Source organism: Pseudanabaena sp. UWO310, assembly GCF_006861605.1.
Lineage (GTDB): Bacteria > Cyanobacteriota > Cyanobacteriia > Pseudanabaenales > Pseudanabaenaceae > Pseudanabaena.
This window is the reverse complement of record NZ_SELU01000056.1, coordinates 19,665-38,542: the sequence shown is the minus strand read 5'-3', so window position 1 is coordinate 38,542 and position 18,878 is coordinate 19,665. Positions and strand designations below refer to the sequence as shown.

Sequence of the window (18,878 nt, the reverse complement as noted above, 5' to 3'; positions counted from 1 at the left end):
GGTTTTATATTTGGTACTTCATTAAATCTTAAGTCCCTAAAGCCTAGAAGAGCGTCTCTCCCGCTTAGCGGGAGAGACGCTCTTCTGGGCTTTAAGTTTACCCATTCTTATCTGAGCCAAGGATGAGATCGCGTTACAATAGTGGATAAGGTTAAACAAGATTAAACAAGCCCCTGCCAAAGGTGCTGCATCAAGTCCCAAAAATTGCCATAAATTACATACCCAATCAGGAGTACATCTGCCAACTATGACCATCGCAACCGATATTACTACCCCCACAGATCTCACTCGCGGTCAGAGAGAAAACGACCAAAGCTATCAAATGGCTCAATTAGCAGCGATCGCTGCGGATGATCGTAAGGGAGAAAATATCGTTTTGCTCGCGATCGGTGAAGTATCGAGTTTGGCAGAGTATTTTGTCATTATTACGGGCTTTTCTAAGGCACAAGTACGTGCGATCGCGAGTAGTGCCGAAGAGAAAATTCTCGAAGAGTTCGGGCGCAAACCAAGAAATATCGCAGGCGAGCAAGACGGTACTTGGATTTTGCTTGACTATGGCGATTTAATCGTTCATTCCATGATGGCTCATGAGCGCGAATATTACGATCTAGAAGCATTTTGGGGACATGCCCCCAAACTTGAAGTGTTTTTGCCAGAGCCAGCATTAGAGCAATCGACCTAGGCTCAGATTATACCAATTCCCAAAATGGCGTTGCCATTTTGGGAATTGGTGTTAGCTCACTTCAGTGAATTGGTATTAAACGAAAGAAGTAGCGGTACGCTTTACATACCGCTACTTCTTTCGTTTAATGTTAAATAGCACGTCAGACAAGCGATAATTAAGCAATCTCTTTACAATTGGATACATCAGAATTTATGAAGGTTGGCGATCGCGTTCGTGTTAAAACACCGTTAAATGTCTTCCACCACCCTGAGCACAAAGGCAAAGCTTTTGATATTACAGGATTAGAGGGAGAAATTGTTCGCATCCATACTGAATGGCATGGTCGTCCGATCAGTCCTAACTACCCCTACGAAGTCAGATTTACACCTAAGTTTGTCACCCACTTAGGCGACCATGAAATAGAATCAGCCAACTAGATGTAGATCATGCATCTGCCTAGGTATTTAAGTAAGTTTAAGTAAGTGAGCTTAATTAAATATAAAACCCTAAAACCTGCGGCGCAAGCTGCGCGTGCGCGCAGGTTTTAGATCTGGATTTTGATTATGCTGAGGTACATAACCTAATAAGTATCTACATAATAAGTAGCTATAAGTAGCTAGACATAATTAAATATGGAATTCAAAAACCTGTAGTGCTTGCTACATCTACGATAAAGGTTTAATACCAAATCACAAAATGGCTACGCCATTTTGTGATTTTAAAACCCTTACTGGGTTTGGTTTTCAATTACCAAAAGTGTAGCCACACTTTTGGTAATTGGTATATAGTTTTTAATTATGCCCAGCTACTTAGATCGATATAGATCCATACCCTTGGTCTACCCCTTGGTCTACATATATGGAAGCAACAATTTTCAGTATTGCTTTTGCTCTTTTAAGTGGCACCTATATCTATCGATCCTTTCGGATTATTGAAGAAGGTCAAGTTGCTCTGGTTGAAAGGTTTGGGAAATACCAAAAGACCATGGAACCAGGGATCAATATTGTTTTACCCTTCCTCGATCGCATTGCTTTAATCAAAAGCTCCCGCGAGCAAGTTTTAGAAATCTCACCACAGCCCTGTACCACCTCTGACAGCGTCAGCGTCAGTGTTAGTGGCGTGATGTATTGGCAAATTAGCGATCTCAAAGACGCAAGGTATAACATTGAGAATGTCGATAAATCGCTGATGGTCTCTCTCGCAACTCAGATCCAAACTCAGATCGGACGCTGCGATCTCGATCATATTATCGGCGGACAAGAAAGAATTAACGAAGAGATTTTACAGGGCATGTCCAATGACACCAAGGCTTGGGGGATCAAGGTTTTGCGTGTGAGATTGGGCGAAATTACGATCCCCACCTCGGTGTTGCAGTCGATGGAAAAGCAAAAGGCTGCTGAAATCGAAAAGAAAGCAATGATTTCCAGATCGGAGGGGGAAAAGACTTCTGAGATCAAAAAAGCAGAAGCGGTGGCGCTTTCCAATAAAGTGCTAGCCGAATCCGAACGACAAGTGCGTTTGGAACAAACTGAAGCAATGGCTCTATCGATCGAGCGCATTGCCGATGCGATCGCCAATCATCCCAATGGTCAAGAGGCGGTGCAATACTTACTAGCCCAAAAATATTTGGAAATGGGTCAGGCGATCGGGGAAAGTCCCAGCAGTAAGGTTTTATTCATGGATCCTAAATCGATCCCTGGCGCAATTCAATCTTTATTAGCCATGTCCGACAGCAAAATTACGGAAGCGCTTGCCAAACAACCTTATGGCGCAGTTTCCAATATTTCGCCCACGGCTCGAAATTTGCCCGTTCAGGAGGTTAAGCCCTTTAAACCAGCCTCAGATAGCGAGAAAGGAAGCCCTAGCAATAATTAAAAATATTTGACAAATTCATATATTTAAAGCTATTATAGAGAGTTCGGAATTCCAAAACTGTAAAGCCATGCCGCTACCGATTGTTGCCGTTGTCGGTCGCCCAAATGTGGGCAAATCTACGCTCGTAAACCGTTTGTCGGGAGAGCAATATGCGATCGTCTACGATCAACCAGGTGTAACCCGCGATCGCGTTTATCGCGAATGTTTCTGGGGAGCCCACGAATTTCAAGTCGTCGATACAGGCGGCTTAGTATTTGACGATGAAACTGAATTTTTACCCATGATCCGCGAGCAGGCAGAAATTGCCATTCGCGAATCGGCGGCAGTAATCTTTGTAGTCGATGGTCTCGCGGGGATCACCGATGCCGACGAGCAACTGGGGGGGTGGCTAAGGCGACAAAATATTCCCGTACTCTTGGCGGTGAATAAGTGCGAAGGCTCTAAGTATGGACTTTCTCTAGCGGCAGAATTTTGGAATTTGGGCTTAGGCGAACCGATCCCGATGTCGGGAATTCATGGCAACGGCACGGGTGAACTGCTCGATGAGCTGGTCAAACATTTACCACCACCCGAAGAGGTCGTTGCGGAAAGCGATGAGATTAAAGTAGCAATCATAGGTCGCCCCAATGTAGGCAAATCCAGCCTGCTCAATGCCTTCATTGGGGAAAATCGCAGCATTGTTAGTCCCATTTCAGGCACAACCCGCGATGCGATCGATATGTCCGTCGAGCGGGATGGTAAAAAATATCGCCTGATCGATACCGCAGGGGTGCGCCGTAAAAAGAATATTGACTACGGCATTGAGTTTTTTAGCATCAACCGTGCTTTTAAAGCGATCGGACGCTCGGATGTAGTTTTATTGGTCATTGACGCTCTAGACGGTGTTACCGATCAAGATCAAAAGCTGGCAGGTCGCATTAATGATGAGGGCAAGGCTTGCGTCATCGTCGTCAATAAGTGGGATGCGATCGAAAAAGATTCCTACACTATCTACGACTACACCGCCGAAGTTAAAAGCCGTTTGATGTTTGTGGAATATGCACCGATTATTTTTGTAAGCGCCCTTACTGGTCAGCGGGTAACGCAGATCCTCGATCGCATTGATATTGCCGCCGAACAACACAAACGCCGAGTACCAACCGCCATCCTCAATGAAGCGCTCAATGAAGCGGTCACTTGGCACGCGCCACCCACCAGTCGTGGCGGCAAGCAAGGTAAAGTTTATTACTGCACTCAAATTTCCGATAGTCCACCAACGATCATTCTCTTTGTCAACGATCCCCATCGCTTTAACGACAATTACAAGCGTTACATTGAAAATCAATTCCGCAAAACCTTAGGTTTTGATGGTACGCCACTGAGGTTTATTTGGCGCGGCAAAAAGGATCGCGAAGTCGAAAAGTCCAAGAATTCAGCATTCAGATAACAGTAATACCAAGTTAAGAAATGGCGCAGCCATTTCTTAACTTGAAAACCCTTACTAGGTTTAGTTTTTAATTCACAAAAGTATTGTCACACTTTCGTGAATTGGTATCAAGATATAAAGCCCAAAAGAGGGTTGCCGCGCGAAGCGCGGCAACCCTCTTTTGGGCTTGCTATATAAAAAAAGACAAGTGGCGGCGCTTTGCGCCGCCACTCGTCTTTGGGGTTTTATATCCTAGGTAGACCTTACGTTGCTATAGTTTCAGGGTAAACTCCCATACATCAGTTCCCATACATAAGTATTATTACAGTTGCCATGATGTGCTTTCTACGATTCAATAAGGCAATTACCATGGAGAAGTCATGGAAGAGTGATCACTTGCCACCACTATGACAACCACAGATACAAATAAATTTGAGGCGCATATCCTTGGTGCAGCAACTTTCGATCTCAGCGGTCTTCCTAAGGAATATTACACCCTTGTAGATGGCAGTAAAAGCATCATTTGGGTTCAACCGATTTTTCAGGCTTTAGGGTTAAAATCTCTTTTAGTAGCATCTTTACCCGTTGAGAATTTCACCTATGCAGTAATCCATGGTAAGGAATACACTGCGATCGTCATCAGGCAGCAAGGAAGTTATTTAGCCCTACTTTTCGATCCCGCAGATGAGATTCTTGATGAAAAATTTTTAAATTGGGTACATTCCTTTGACGCTACTTTCCTGAAAAACAATCCCAAGTTTCAAGTCATATAACAGCTAAGGGATTTGCTAATAAAACCAGAGAGCGTACCGCCCGCTATGCGGGCGGTACGCTCTCTGGTTTTGGCTTTTAATTAATGTGAGTTCGGGATAATTTGAAACGGGCTTTGAGAAAGGGGTTGCTACGCACCCCCTTTCTCAAAGCCCAAAAGTAAAAGCCTTGCTTATCAAGGCTTTTACTTTTGGACTTTTAAAACTTGCCAGCTTAAACCGAACTCACGATATACCAATTCACGAAAGTATGACAACACTTTTGTGAATTAAAAACCAAACCCAGTAATACCAATTCACAAAAGTGTGGCTACACTTTTGTGAATTAAAAACCAAACCCAGTAAGGGTTTTAAAATCACAAAATGGCGTAGCCATTTTGTGATTTGGTATAAGTTTTTTTGTCTTTACAAAACTACTCCCTTTGGTGCGGGGATAGAAGGTTGTAAATACATGGTCAGGAACTGCAAACCATTATTAGCGAGGTAAGGTAGCTTTTGAATCTTCTTCAACCATTCAGGAGAATTAGACTCATCAATCTTGACGAGCTTGGCATTGTTCTCTTCGCACTTCTTCAGACAATTCCAAAACTTAGGATTTTCTAGATCGAGAATCACGGGAAATGCTTTGGCAGCATCGCGATTGGTTTCGCGCAAAACTTCGTCCACATACTTTCTGGTGTCCATGCCAATTGATTCATAGAACTCATTACGCACGCAAATATCGTTCAGATACATGGTGGCAAATACCGAAAGTAAGAAGAACTTGCTCCAAAGATTAGCTCTGATCCCTTTAATATTATTAGTTTCGCTACGGAGAAGCAGGCTACAGAAATCACCATGACGGCTTTCGTCTTGACACCAATTTTCAAAGAAATTGAAGATGGGATAAACCCGATATTCGGGATGAGCGAGGAAATGCTGGTGAATCTTGATGTAGCGCCAGTAGCCAATCTTTTCCGACAGATAGGTAGCGTAGAAAATGAACTTGGGAGCAAAGTAAACGTATTTTTTGGTTTTTGATAAGGTCGAGAGATCGAGTTGAAGATCGAAGTCTGGCATTGCCTTATTCAAGAATCCAGCATGACGGGCTTCGTCACGGCTCATCAGGCTGAAAATTTCAGCCATGAGAGGGTTTTTGTCTTTGATTTTGACAGCAATTTCTTTGTAAAGCAAAAATCCTGAAAATTCAGAGGTACAAGATCCTTCGAGGAAAACGCGGAAATGTTCTTTCACTTGGGGATCGATATGATCCCATGATTGGTTGAAGTCAGCAGTACGGACGAAGTGCCGACGGTTATAGTCAAATTTAAATTCTTCGAGGATAGCTTCGTAGTCTGGCTTGAGATTGAAGATGTCCATGTTTGCCATCGCTTCAAAGTCAGTCGTGTAAAAGCGTGGGGTTAGGATCGTTTCGCGTCGGCCAGTCCCGTTAACCTTTTGTTGGTTTGACTGGCTTACATCGGGTTTAGAAGGAGTAGCTACCATATTTTCTCTTATGCTTTCTTTCGCGCTGAATAAAGGATTTTGTTGATAAATTGCAGTTTAAATACCTATCTGAATGCCTATTTTACGACTAGTCCCTAATTTATGGGTAGTTATATCTAGAAATAAGGTTGGCTTGTTAAGAAGCATTAAGTAATTTTTTTCGCCTTAATTGCTACGAGCTGTAACCACGTAGCCACTTGCCTTAGGACGAGAAGGTTGGCGCTTCGCGCCAACCTTCTCGTCTTGAGGTTTGTATAGTTTTAGCTAATTTCTAATTGCCGAATCAATTTTGTCACTGCTGAGCGATCGCAATAGACTCACCTGAGCATCAGTGGTAGAAATATTCGCAAAATAGTCGGTGGTGATATAGCCAGCATAGCCCGTCTCTTGCGTTAAGTATGTTTTGAAAAAAGCAACACTCAGCAACTTGAGATAGTCCTGTGCGGCAATCGGGTTGGGACCTGCTAAGGCGCTACTGATTTCGGGACTGAGGCGATCGCTGGAGGTAACAGCCGTTACCGCAGTATGTCCCGCACGATTAAGCAGCACTAAGTAGCGATTAGGGGTAGTCAACCATGTAAAGGGCACAATTTGCTCGGAAACCACGGGAGCAAAGGTATCATCCGCACTACCGACGATCGCGATCGGGACTGTGATCTTGCTCAGGTTAGCTTTGCCCAAGACATGGCTAGTCACGGGGTTAACTGCGATCGCTGATTTAATCCTTGGATCTCCTAACTTATAGTTTTGGTTGGGCAATCTTAAAGCCACACATTGCAGCAGTAGGGATACATTCCATTTATACTTGCCTTGACAGGCCTCACTGAGATCGGCAAATTGAAGCTGGGCATCACTGACCAAAGCCAGCGCAGCATAACCACCAAAGGAATGTCCAACCATGCCCACATTTTGCCAATTCACATTAGCCGTTTGGGGCGATTTTTCGAGATAGTTTAGAACGGCAGTTATGTCCTGTGGACGCTCGATAAAGCTTTCAGGTGGGGCAATCTCACTAGCCGCACCGATAATCAATTTATTTAATTGTTCATCACTGCTGTTAGGGGAAATCGTCAATACCACCGCAAATCCATAGGATGCTAAATGTTCAGCAAGGTAGAGCAATGGTTCGCGGTTAGACAGTAATCCAGGATAGATGACGATCGCTGGCAAAGGTTCGGACTTAGAGCTAGTAGTTTTGGGAATAAACAAATAAAAGGGAATCTCATAGCGGTTATCTAGGGCTGGCGCTTTGAGACTAGTCCGCTCCCATGAAACATTACCCTTATCGCGCAAATCAGCTAGCGGAGCTATAGAAGGGGTGGAATTGGATGCAGTTGCCTTGGCAGTTTTAATTGCTTCGTCATTAACCATTTGCACAACTTTTTGGGTATTTTGCAGCAGGTCGCTCAATTCACCAACAGTCTGTAGTCCTTCCTGAATGTCAAAATAAATATCCGATGTTGGAAATTTTCGTAAAAAGCCGAGCAAAGACAAACCAGTCTCCTTATCGGCATCTGCCAAAACAGCAGCAGCCCGAATCGCACGATTACCTGATAGTTCGGGGCCAGTTCTAATAAAATCTCCGAGGATATCTAACGCCCTTTCTCCTTGGGATGTGTATAAAAATCTAGACAGTAGCGCCACAGGCACATCGGCTCGCTCGGTGAGAATCCGCCGAAAAGTCGCCATGTCTGCCGCAGAAATATAGCGGGATGCAGTTTCCAGCGCACCTCGCAATTCGCCAGTTTTAGAAAAAGTTTCGAGGTCATCAACGGATACGGAAACTTCAAAAATATTAAAGCGGAAGTTGATGGTGTCAGCAGCTTCGCTAGGTTGGGCAAAGATGCCACCCAGCAGACTAAATAAGGCGATCGAGGCGATCGAGGCGGCAGATCTAGCAACCTGCGAGGAAATATTGGCGATCGCGTCTGTGAGATATTTCATATTTAGCTCTGTCTGTGAGATCTCCCTAAAAACTAACACAACATTTACAACACAGCCTCATTCATCTGTCGGTTTCTCCATATCTAAGAAATTAGACGTTGCGGCGCGAAGCGCCGCAACGTCTAATTTCTTAGTTTTATATGTCTATTTCTGTGGTGGGAAGGGAGTATACGCCGCTTACTTGAAAAACGCCAAAATCCATAAAGATGGGTGGCGGCGCTAAGCGCCGCCACCCATCTTTATGGATTTTGGGAAAACAGCAACCTCAGCGATATACAAAACAATACAAATGTTAATATTCATCAATTTTGCCCCAATCGCATAGGTGGCAATGCTAACATCCAAATTAGTTAAAACCCGATTAAATAAAGCTTTAGGAGCGCATTTTGACATTACGAGTTGCTGTTGTAGGCGGCGGACCTGCGGGTTCCTGTGCGGCTGAAACACTTGCCAAAGCAGGAATTGAGACCTACATATTTGAGCGTAAACTGGACAACGCCAAACCCTGCGGTGGAGCAATTCCTCTATGTATGGTTTCTGAATTTGATTTACCCCCTGAAATTATCGATCGCCGCGTCCGCAACATGAAAATGATCTCTCCCAGCAATGTGGAGGTAGACATTAAATTAGACAATCCCGATGAATATATCGGTATGTGCCGTCGCGAAATTTTAGATGCATTTTTACGCAATCGCGCTGCTGACCTTGGCGCAAAACTAATTAATGGTCGGATTCTTGATATCAAGATCACGGAGAATGGCAAGCAGCCCTATGTCCTCACCTACTCAGATTTTGCCGAGGGTGGTAACGAAGGGATCATGCGGACTCTCGAAGTCGATCTCATCGTCGGTGCTGACGGGGCTAACTCCGTAGTTGCTAAAGCGATCGATGCTGGTGACTATAACTATGCGATCGCCTTCCAAGAACGCATCCGCATCTCTCCAGACAAAATGGAGTATTACAAAGATTTAGCTGAAATGTATGTGGGCGATGATGTTTCGCCTGATTTCTATGCTTGGGTCTTCCCCAAATACGATCACGTCGCCGTTGGTACTGGCACGATGCATAAAAACCAACGCATGATCAAGCAATTGCAAGCAGGCATCCGCGCTCGCGCTTTGCCCAGAATCGAAGGTGGCGAAGTAATTAAGGTTGAAGCCCATCCCATTCCTGAACATCCCCGTCCCCGTCGTGTCGTTGGTCGCGTCGCCTTAGTTGGCGATGCGGCTGGCTACGTCACTAAGTCCAGTGGTGAGGGTATTTATTTTGCGGCTAAGTCTGGTCGGATGTGTGCGGAAGCGATCGTGGAATTTGCTGAAGCTGGTAAGCGCATCCCCACCGAAGCCGATCTCAAGGTCTATATCAAACGTTGGGATAAGCAGTATGGTCTGACTTATAAAGTCCTAGACATTCTCCAGAACGTGTTTTATGCCACAAATGCTACCCGTGAAGCCTTTGTAGAAATGTGTGCGGATAAGGATGTCCAAAAGCTTACCTTTGACAGCTATCTCTACAAAACCGTCGTCCCTGCTAATCCTTTCACACAGTTGAAGATTACCGCCAAGACGATCGGTAGTTTGCTAAGAGGCAATGCTTTAGCGCCTTAATAAAGGAATTGAAAACTAAAGACTGGTGCGGTGAGAGTTACTTGCTGCACCAGTTTTTGTTTTTTTGAAGTTCTTGACCATCGCACGGAAGCGTTATACCAATTCCCAAAATGGCAACGCCATTTTGGGAATCTCAAAACCTTACTGGGTTTGGTGTTTATAGCTACAGTCACTTGAATGAGGACAAATCAAACCCCAAGAATTGACAGGCGGCGCGAAGCGCCGCCTGTCAATTCTTGGGGTTTATGTCCTAATACACTTGGCGGCAGCTATATATCGAAAGCGATCGCATTGTAGATGTGCTGATAGGCGATCGAGCAATATAATTACAACAAAGCAGCATAAGCAAAAAACCATGATTCAAACCTTAGATGCTCTCTTCGATGGTGAAACCCTTGTACCTGAAGTTCCCTTAAACATCAAATCAGGTACGAGAGTAAGGATTATTGTTGAAAGCCTATTGCCTGATAACAAGCCAACCTCAAAATCATTCTTACAAACTGCTAAATCTTTAAAATTGCAAGGTCAACCAGACTGGTCGGAAAATCTAGACCAGTACTTGTATGGAGAAAATATTTCAGAAAATGCGTGAAGTCTTTTTAGATACATCCTTTGCGATCGCCCTATCTGCAATTACAGATCAAAATCATGCAAAAGCAGTTGAACTTGCTGAACAGATTGAAACCCAAAACATAAGACTAGTAACCACTCAAGCAATTTTGTTAGAAATTGGCAATGCACTCTCTAAACAAAAATATAGAATTGGTGCAATTCAACTTCTAGAATCCCTTGAATTAGATCCAAATGTTGAGATAATTCCTGTGACAAATGAACTGTATAGTGCAGCTTTTCAGTTATTCAGAAGTCGTCAAGATAAAGAATGGGGACTAGTTGACTGTATTTCATTCGTAGTCATGCAAAATCGAGCAATTGCCAACGCGTTAACTGCGGATGAACATTTTAACCAAGCAGGATTTAGATCATTATTGAAATAATATAGCGATCGCATTTAGATATGCTGATAGGCGATCTAAAAAATGTCCTCATAGATATCTGCCATCGTTAGCGATAGATTTATCGAATTTAAGACTAAAGTATCCTTACTGCCCAAAATTTCCATTGTCCAATCCCCTTGCAAATCTTGCCGATAAACTTCTACTTTAATTTCATCTTGAGAAACTAAAACATATTCCTGCAAACTACCAATCGTTTGATAATTAACCAACTTTTCGCGGCGATCGCTTGCTTCCGTACTGGGTGACAAAACCTCAAAAATAACACAAGGATAATTCACAAAATATTTATCCCGATCTTCAGAATTGCAAGTAATCAGCACATCGGGATAATAGAATATTGTCTTATTTTGATTAGCCGCCTTTAACTTGACCTTCATATCCGACATAAAAACATCACAAACGTTACCCCGCAACAGAGAACGTAAACGACTAGCAATATTTAAAGTAATGATGTTGTGATCCTTACTCCCCCCAGCCATCGCAAAAACCTGACCGCCTAAATACTCATGGCGAACCTCACTCTTACTCTCTGCTTCTAAATATTCCGCAACTGAGAAAATATGAATCGGCGATCGCATAATTTTTGCTACCTAATTGCTACACAATTATAAGGCTTTAGATTTTGCCATCGCGCTCCAAACATTTGTGGCGATCGCCTATTCAAGCAAAAAATCTTCATCAGCAAACTTTTTCATCCAATCAATGTTTCCCATATCTGAATATTTTCAGCAGGACTTATACCAAATCACAAAATGGCTACGCCATTTTGTGATTTTAAAAACCTTACTGGGTTTGGTTTTTAATTCACAAAAGTGTAGCCACACTTTTGTGAATTGGTATTACAGCAATTATCGATCAAACGAACCACAAGAAAAACTTTAAAAGCTTTAGCCAATTATATTAGGACAAAAACAAAATCCAGAAGAGTGTTGCGGCGCAAAGCGCCGCAACACTCTTCTGGATTTTATGTCTTAACTTATTTGGCTATAGCTATAAATAGCAGGAACTTAGCCATTTAGTTTATTTACTTGCTGCTCTGACCTTCTTCACGGCTAGATGTTTGGATATAGAGGGTTAGCAAGAAGACAGTGGGGACAAATACAGCGAGGACGGTTGCCAAAAGACCAAGAAAATTAGTTTCCATAAATTTGACTCTTTTTTGCTTATTTTAAATATTTTCAGAACTACTAATATATTAAGCCAAAGCAATGCTTACTCATGCCAAAACAAATTATATAGCGATCGCTTCTCACTATACGCTTAGGCTTCCCACAGCTTACTGATATTTTTTTCAAGCCGTTCCTCGGCTTCAGCAAATACTTGGGCAGAGTTATCCAACATTTCGCCAGCATGAAGTTCGAGAATCTTGGTAGAAAGGGCTATGCGATCGCGAGATTCGTCAATATCCACTACCACAGCCTTGATGGTGTCGTTGATTTGAAATACATGGGTGGGATCGTTGACGGGCTTTTGACTCATTTCCTTGATATGCAGCAGTCCTGACACTCCAGCAAATTCGACAAAGGCTCCAAAGGGACGAATATTGGTAACCTTGCCTGTAATCAGTTGCCCCTTCGCGAGTTGATTCATCGCCGCCAGCTTCGCAGCCTGACGATTAGAAAGGACTAACTTTTTACGGGTTTCATCGGCATCCAACACGACCACAGGCAAAATCTTGCCCACCAATTTAGCCAGATCGGAGGTGTCCGAAAGATGCGATCGTGGTATAAAGCCTCGCAATCCTACCGAGTCCACAATCACACCGCCACTATTAGTACCGATGACCTTAGTTTCAAAAACCTTAGACTCAGCTTGATAATCGCGCAGAGTTTGCCAAGCTTGCTTAAATAGCAGACGACGCACAGATAGCTTCACTTCACCATCAGCATTCTGGCTACTGATAATCAAAAACTCATACTCGTTGCCAATGGGGAAAGCATCGCTATTGGAGCGTGAAGACCCGCTAAGAGTTGCTTCTTCTATGGGAAGGAAACCTAAAGATTTAGCGCCAATATCGACATAAATGCCACTACTTTCAACGGAGACTACCTTACCCTTCACGATTTGCCCCACAGCAAATTCGTAGTTATGTTCGGCGAGGGCATTGGCAAAATCGTCGGCTGAAAAGGGCTGAATATTTGTTGTGGCGTTCATGGATAAAGAGATAAATATGCTAAAGATGCGTAGCGTTACTTGCGTGTATTTTAATGCAATTGTCTCACAGCGATTATAGAGAATATGAAGTAAATCTATCTTTTTCTAAAATTGCTATGCTTCTTAACATATATCGTAATCCTAAATAGTTTAAGAGAGTGCACCCCTCAGGGACGAACTCTCTTAAGACAGACCCAATTTTTGGTGGTGTGGCATTGCCACACCACCAAAAATTGGGTCTGTACGTGCATTAGTCATGCATTATTTAAGTAGTGACTTTTTTGCGATCGCCGACCAGATAAACAACAAATAATCCAACTATTAGCAAATCAATCACTACCGCGATTCTTGCTTGACCAAGATATTGTCTACCGTAAATCAGCACTAAACTAACAAAGGTCAGCTTGCTAACAATTGAAATAATTACAATTAATGAACGACTTAAGGGGTTAAACGCCCCATAAATTTGCATCGCGCCTACAAGCGTGATTAAAGCACCCCAATTACGAACAATGATTTCCGAAAGTTGACCTTCTAGAACATCACCAAAGAAAGAATGCAGGGCAGCTTGCGGGGCGATCGCCGCATAAAATAGCGTGCAGGTCAGAATACCAGACAAGAGCATGATCCACTTTATGTTGGCAACAATCCAATTCATCATTCTTTTCTGTCGGCTAGATGTCATCTTTACTTTATGACAGGTTTTAAGCGAATGCATTAGACTAGGTGAATAGTTAAGTCAACCGATTACCGCATCGACGGGGCAATAAGGAGCGACAGGCAGTGATGTCTTCTGGAAAAAAAATCTTTTTGGCAACTTTTTGGCGACGCGTCAAAACGACGGTCGTGAGTTTAGCGATATTGCAAAGTGTAGCGATCGCCGTACCATCGGCGGCAAGGGCTGACGGTGAAATTGCTGCCACCATAGGCTATACCGAGCTACTTTCCAATGTAAAAGAGAATCGTGTCCAAAAAATCGATCTTGAAAGTAACGGCTTAGCGGCGGAAGCGGTTTTGAAAGATGGGCGCAAAGTCAGGGTTGACTTAATTGCCCGTGATGGCAATACCGAATTGATGAAGGCTCTACGCGAAAACAATGTCGATATTGCAGTAAAAGCGCCTCAGCAGCCAACTTTAATCTGGCAATTGGCAAGCACATTTTTTGTGCCAATGTTACTGATTTTCATCTTATTAATGGTGCTGCGTCGTCTCAGTAACGCTCCTGGCGGTCCTGGACAAACCCTTAGCTTTGGCAAAACCAAAGCTAGATTTTCACCTGAGGCGAAAACAGGCATCATGTTTGATGATGTGGCAGGGATTGATACGGCAAAGGAAGAATTACAGGAAGTCGTTACATTTCTCAAACAACCCGATCGCTTTACTGCGGTCGGCGCAAAAATCCCCAAAGGCGTATTGCTAATCGGTCCTCCAGGGACTGGTAAAACCTTACTTGCTAAGGCGATCGCAGGAGAGGCTGGAGTTCCTTTCTTCTCGTTATCGGGCTCCGAATTTGTAGAAATGTTCGTCGGCGTAGGGGCTTCCCGCGTCCGCGATCTGTTCCAAAAAGCCAAGGATAATGCTCCCTGTATCATTTTTATCGATGAAATCGATGCAGTCGGTCGGCAGCGCGGGGCTGGCATTGGCGGCGGGAATGATGAGCGTGAGCAAACTCTCAATCAAATGCTCACAGAAATGGATGGGTTTCAGGGCAATTCAGGCGTAATCGTGGTAGCAGCAACTAATCGCCCCGATGTATTAGACAGCGCATTGCTCAGACCAGGACGTTTCGATCGCCAAATTACCGTTGACTACCCCGATTACAAGGGTCGGCAAGAAATTCTGAAAGTTCATGCCCGTAACAAAAAACTCGACGAACATGTTTCGTTAGAATCAGTTGCCCGCCTAACTCCAGGATTTGCAGGGGCTGACTTAGCAAATCTCCTTAATGAAGCTGCTATCCTAGCCGCCCGACGTTATAAGGAAGCGATCGGGGAACTAGAAATTGCCGATGCAATTGATCGCATTACGATCGGCTTAAGTATGAAACCCATGCTGGACAGCTCGAAAAAGCGTCTAGTTGCTTACCATGAAGTTGGTCATGCCCTAGTGATGACCCTCCTCAAAAATGCATCTCTCCTAGATAAAATCACGATCATCCCTCGCTCTGGCGGTATCGGTGGCTTTGCCAAGGGAGTTCCCGACGAAGAGTATGGACTCGAATCACGATCACAGATCCTCGATACGATCACCATGATGCTTGGCGGAAGAGCTGCCGAAGAAGTAGTATTTGGCGATGCGGAAATCACCACAGGCGCATCAGGTGATTTTCAACAGGTGGCAAGACTAACTCGCTTAATGGTGACGCAGTTCGGTATGTCTGATTTAGGATTGGGCGCATTAGAATCCGAAAGTGGTGAAGTCTTCTTAGGACGCAATTTCATGCCCCAAAGTGACTATTCCATTAAACTAGGTGATCGCATTGATCGCCAAATTCGTCAGATTGCCCAAAACTGCTACAACCATGCAAAACAATTGATTGAAGAAAATCGCGATTTATGCGATCGCCTCGTCGATATTCTCTTAGATGTAGAAACCCTCGATGGCGAAGAATTTCGTAAAATCGTAGCCGAATATACGCAACTGCCCGAAAAGAAAACCGCCTCAGTCAAATTCTAAGACCCTAAAAAAAGGGAGCGCTTAGCGCTCCCTTTTTTTAAGTTTTTTGGGCTAATTTCTGGAGTTTGACTTCAAATCGCTCCCAAGGTTTCGGCTCGATCACCTCTGTGGAAATATTATTTTCTGCAAATAGCGATCGCAGGGAATCAACGGTTCCTTCTGCCTTCAGAATATTCAGCAATAAACCGCTATAACTCAAATCACCACCTGCTGCCGTGGGTAGCATTACCTGTGGATTCAACCACTTTGCCACCTGCAAAGCGCCCTGCTGACCTTTGATGACAGTCCCAATCAAGGGCAACTTCAAATCAATCGTGGGCGCAATCACCACATCAATCGGGGCAAACTCGCGAATCGCCGCCGCATGATAACCATGAGGCTCGTAATAAAGGCTTTTTCCCTCCACAAGATCGCGCAAAATATAACCATTTTCGAGGGTAGTAGGTCCCGTGGGCGAACCTAGCACAGCGCTGATTTCCAAAAGGTGGGGAATACGAAACACTTCACCATGGGCAAGGGCAGTCACATCTTGATAACCAAGTTCTTTGACCAACTTAGCCGCACTAGGAGAACCCACCACAGGAATATGCCGATCTAGCTGCTTCAGCGTCGGCGGATGGGCGTGATCTGGTAAACCTTGGGACAGCAATATCAAATCAATATTTTGAGGAATGTCTCTCGCCGTAATTCGCGCGGACTTAAAAAACCATGCGGCATTACCAAACATCAAATCTCCCACTAGCCAAGGATCGAGCAGAATTCGCTTACCTGCAATCTCAATCAGCCATGAATTACTATCCAGCCATGTTAAGTACATAATTCTCTGTATTGGCAATTTGCTACTAACCTTCTCCATAACATTGTAACGAATCATTAAACCCCAAATATGAGTGGCGGCGCGAAGCGCCGCCACTCATATTTGGGGTTTGATTTTTCCTAAGTCAAGGAACTGTAGCAAACCCTTTCTCAAAGCCCAAACGTAAAAGCCTTGCTAAGCAAGGCTTTTACGTTTGGGCTTTTTTAAAATTTGCCAGCTTATACCAATTCCTAAAATGGCGTTGCCATTTTGGGAATCTCAAAACCTTACTGGGTTTGGTGTTTAATTCACAAAAGTGTTGTCACACTTTCGTGAATTGGTATTAACCCTTACTGACGTTATCTAAAATATTTAGATCTAAATATTTTTGGATATAAAAAACCCGCAGGAGGCATTCTTGCGGGGAAAATTATGTAGATACGTCGCTAGTGAAAAAATTATCTATCTTTTTATTTTTTAAAGTGGTGACTGCTCTCACATCAAAATGACGATCGCAACCCCCCAATTTTGTGACAAAGATCACAGATTATTGCGAAAGTCCTTGCCCTTCCCGACTCCCCTAAATATTTGTAGTAACAGATTTAGAATTCCTTTTGTAGGAATTACTCAATATTGACTGTACTAATCGACACTTTTACAGATCGTCCTTTAAACGTATAACAAATAAGGGCTGAGCGAACATCAATTTCTAAGAATCTTTGATTTATTTCTCTAGCGATCGAAATATGGGGATGAACGACACATTACCAAATTTTAGAGGAATAAATGCAAATTATAAGCATCTAAAGAGCAAAATCATCACCTTACGTGCATGATCCTACTGCTTCTGTAGAAGCTAATCTTAATAATCCTAACAACGGCTCGTGAATACAATCATGACAAAAGTCACCATAAAAAGAAAGAATTATTTGGCACGTTTTTTGGCGATCGCGATTGGGGCAGCTATATTTGCTGCATTTACGCCAACGATCGCCCAAGCAGTCGAGAGTACGACCTTAGAATCAGTGAGTAAAACCACAGGGGAACTACGCCTATCCATTGATACAACTTGGGTACTCATTACAGGCTTCTTAGTGTTTTTTATGCAATGCGGTTTTGCCATGCTAGAGGCGGGGCTAGTGCGGCAAACATCGGTCGTTAATACCCTTGCCGAAAATTTCGTGGATGCCGCAACCACACTTCTAGCTTGGTGGGCAACGGGCTTTGCGATCGCCTTTGGTACAACCAGCAACGGTTTATGGGGAACGGACGGATTCTTCTTAAATAATGCCTTTACGATCAATAACGGAACGATCGAATATGCGATGGGTGCAGGTGGCTCTAGCGCTCCCATTAATACCTTAACTCTCTTCTTCTTTCAATTTGCCTTTGCCGCCACATCAAGCACGATTACCACGGGCTCAATGGCTGAACGCACTGACTTTAAAGGCGACTTAATCTACACCATTATCATGGGTGCAATTATGTATCCACTGGTAGTCCATTGGGCTTGGAATAGTGGGGGATGGCTTAACAAACTTAATTATCACGATTTTGCAGGTAGTTCCGTCGTGCATACGGTCGGGGGATGGACATCCTTAGTTGGAGCCTATTTACTGGGACCGCGCCCCGATCGCATTTGGGGACAGATTCCACCAGCCCATAACCTCGGCTATGCCACCATTGGCGCAATGATCCTCTGGTTTGGTTGGTATGGATTTAATCCAGGATCAGCCCTAACCATGAGCAATCCTGGGCTAGTTAGTCTAGTCGTTGTCAATACATCCTTAGCTGCGGCGGCTGGAGCAATGTCAGCCTTTTTATACATTTATTTCCGCTTCCGTCAGTGGCACCTCTTTTGCGGACTAAATGGCTCACTTGCAGGATTAGTTGCCATTACAGCAGGTTGCGCCTATGTCATGCCTTGGGCCGCCGCCCTCATTGGGCTTGTGGCAGGAGTACTTGTCTTAATAGTAGTAGACATCATTGAATGGTTCGAGATTGATGACCCTGTAGGCGCATTCGCCGTCCATGGATCCTGCGGCATGATGGGGACGATCGCCGTGGGTTTATTTGGGCATCCAGCACTCACGATCAATAAAAAATCGGGCTTATTCTTGGGTGGCGGATTTGACTTACTGGGGGTGCAGCTAGGAGGTGTAGCCGCGATCGCCGTATTTGCAGTTGTCTTCTCATTTCTAATGTTTGGCTCCCTCAAAGCCTTAGGTATGTTGCGGGTCAATCCTGAAGCCGATCGCATCGGCATTGATGTATATGAGCATGGAGCATCTGCTTGGCCAGATGTCTATCCCATTGACGATCTCCAATATGGGGACGATGACGACGACGAGGAATAGCTCTCAGAATAACTCTCAACAGGTAGAGGGGCTTGCAAAATCCTCCCCTCTACTTATTGAGATTTAGTATTTTTCTGAGGTGATTTTGCTAGTATTGTTCGCATAGATAGAACTGCTATAACTAATGAC

18 protein-coding genes are annotated in these 18,878 nt (G+C 44.0%); 10 read left to right on the top strand and 8 right to left on the bottom strand.

Features of this window, described 5'->3' with window-relative positions:
* Window positions 1-247 precede the first annotated feature (247 nt).
* The 5 genes from rsfS (at window position 248) to PseudUWO310_RS17095 (ending at window position 4,717) form a co-directional block, all read left to right on the top strand.
* Window positions 248-682: a ribosome silencing factor gene (gene rsfS / locus PseudUWO310_RS17115; protein WP_142603400.1), complete on the top strand. Its 435-nt coding sequence runs from the start codon at window positions 248-250 to the stop codon at window positions 680-682.
* 194 nt (window positions 683-876) lie between these two features.
* Entirely contained in the window at window positions 877-1,101 is a 225-nt protein-coding gene (locus PseudUWO310_RS17110; protein WP_009629191.1) for a ferredoxin-thioredoxin reductase variable chain, read from the top strand.
* 421 nt (window positions 1,102-1,522) lie between these two features.
* Window positions 1,523-2,539, top strand: coding sequence for an SPFH domain-containing protein (locus PseudUWO310_RS17105; protein WP_142603398.1), 1,017 nt, complete (start codon window positions 1,523-1,525; stop codon window positions 2,537-2,539).
* Between the two features lie 67 nt (window positions 2,540-2,606).
* Window positions 2,607-3,965: a ribosome biogenesis GTPase Der gene (gene der, locus PseudUWO310_RS17100; protein WP_009629189.1), complete on the top strand. Its 1,359-nt coding sequence runs from the start codon at window positions 2,607-2,609 to the stop codon at window positions 3,963-3,965.
* A 386-nt stretch (window positions 3,966-4,351) separates the two neighbouring features.
* A complete protein-coding gene (locus PseudUWO310_RS17095; protein WP_142603396.1) occupies window positions 4,352-4,717 on the top strand; it encodes a hypothetical protein in 366 nt (121 codons plus the stop codon).
* Window positions 4,718-5,119: 402 nt separating this feature from the next.
* Here PseudUWO310_RS17095 and acsF read toward each other — a convergent pair whose 3' ends face one another.
* The 3 genes from acsF to PseudUWO310_RS23015 form a co-directional block, all read right to left on the bottom strand.
* Entirely contained in the window at window positions 5,120-6,199 is a 1,080-nt protein-coding gene (gene acsF, locus PseudUWO310_RS17090) for a magnesium-protoporphyrin IX monomethyl ester (oxidative) cyclase (RefSeq protein WP_142603394.1), read from the bottom strand.
* 264 nt (window positions 6,200-6,463) lie between these two features.
* Window positions 6,464-8,143 (bottom strand): alpha/beta hydrolase, encoded by a 1,680-nt coding sequence (locus PseudUWO310_RS17085; protein WP_142603392.1) that lies wholly within the window; start codon window positions 8,141-8,143, stop codon window positions 6,464-6,466.
* Between the two features lie 219 nt (window positions 8,144-8,362).
* Window positions 8,363-8,536, bottom strand: a complete 174-nt coding sequence (locus tag PseudUWO310_RS23015) for a hypothetical protein (RefSeq protein WP_190316061.1) — start codon at window positions 8,534-8,536, stop codon at window positions 8,363-8,365.
* On the opposite strand from PseudUWO310_RS23015, the gene chlP reads away from it, so the two are divergent.
* The 3 genes from chlP to PseudUWO310_RS17070 all read left to right on the top strand — a co-directional run bounded on the left by chlP (window position 8,530) and on the right by PseudUWO310_RS17070 (window position 10,745).
* Window positions 8,530-9,750, top strand: coding sequence for a geranylgeranyl reductase (gene chlP / locus PseudUWO310_RS17080; protein WP_009625885.1), 1,221 nt, complete (start codon window positions 8,530-8,532; stop codon window positions 9,748-9,750). The genes PseudUWO310_RS23015 and chlP overlap by 7 nt on opposite strands.
* Before the next feature lie 355 nt (window positions 9,751-10,105).
* Window positions 10,106-10,342 carry a hypothetical protein gene (locus PseudUWO310_RS17075; RefSeq protein WP_142603390.1) on the top strand — a complete coding sequence of 79 codons (237 nt, stop codon included), beginning with the start codon at window positions 10,106-10,108 and terminating at the stop codon, window positions 10,340-10,342.
* On the top strand, window positions 10,335-10,745 hold the full coding sequence (locus PseudUWO310_RS17070) for a type II toxin-antitoxin system VapC family toxin (protein ID WP_142603388.1): 411 nt from the start codon (window positions 10,335-10,337) through the stop codon (window positions 10,743-10,745). Before PseudUWO310_RS17075 ends, PseudUWO310_RS17070 begins: the two co-directional genes overlap by 8 nt.
* Window positions 10,746-10,780: 35 nt before the next feature.
* Here the strand turns inward: PseudUWO310_RS17070 and PseudUWO310_RS17065 are convergent, their stop codons facing one another.
* The 4 genes from PseudUWO310_RS17065 to PseudUWO310_RS17050 form a co-directional block, all read right to left on the bottom strand.
* Window positions 10,781-11,344: a Uma2 family endonuclease gene (locus PseudUWO310_RS17065; RefSeq protein WP_142603386.1), complete on the bottom strand. Its 564-nt coding sequence runs from the start codon at window positions 11,342-11,344 to the stop codon at window positions 10,781-10,783.
* 446 nt (window positions 11,345-11,790) lie between these two features.
* The gene (psbM, locus tag PseudUWO310_RS17060) at window positions 11,791-11,910 is read right to left on the bottom strand and encodes a photosystem II reaction center protein PsbM (protein ID WP_009625880.1); all 120 of its coding nucleotides are present in this window, start codon (window positions 11,908-11,910) and stop codon (window positions 11,791-11,793) included.
* A gap of 116 nt (window positions 11,911-12,026) precedes the next feature.
* Complete coding sequence (locus PseudUWO310_RS17055) at window positions 12,027-12,920, bottom strand: S1 RNA-binding domain-containing protein (protein WP_142603384.1); 894 nt, start codon at window positions 12,918-12,920, stop codon at window positions 12,027-12,029.
* Between the two features lie 265 nt (window positions 12,921-13,185).
* Window positions 13,186-13,605 (bottom strand): hypothetical protein, encoded by a 420-nt coding sequence (locus PseudUWO310_RS17050; protein ID WP_223805720.1) that lies wholly within the window; start codon window positions 13,603-13,605, stop codon window positions 13,186-13,188.
* Between the two features lie 101 nt (window positions 13,606-13,706).
* On the opposite strand from PseudUWO310_RS17050, the gene ftsH reads away from it, so the two are divergent.
* Complete coding sequence (gene ftsH, locus PseudUWO310_RS17045) at window positions 13,707-15,596, top strand: ATP-dependent zinc metalloprotease FtsH (protein WP_142603382.1); 1,890 nt, start codon at window positions 13,707-13,709, stop codon at window positions 15,594-15,596.
* Window positions 15,597-15,633: 37 nt separating this feature from the next.
* Here the strand turns inward: ftsH and PseudUWO310_RS17040 are convergent, their stop codons facing one another.
* On the bottom strand, window positions 15,634-16,413 hold the full coding sequence (locus tag PseudUWO310_RS17040; RefSeq protein WP_142603404.1) for an MBL fold metallo-hydrolase: 780 nt from the start codon (window positions 16,411-16,413) through the stop codon (window positions 15,634-15,636).
* Window positions 16,414-17,288: 875 nt separating this feature from the next.
* Between PseudUWO310_RS17040 and PseudUWO310_RS17035 the strand changes: the two genes are divergently transcribed.
* Entirely contained in the window at window positions 17,289-18,749 is a 1,461-nt protein-coding gene (locus PseudUWO310_RS17035) for an ammonium transporter (RefSeq protein WP_142603379.1), read from the top strand.
* The last annotated feature ends 129 nt before the right edge of the window (window positions 18,750-18,878 follow it).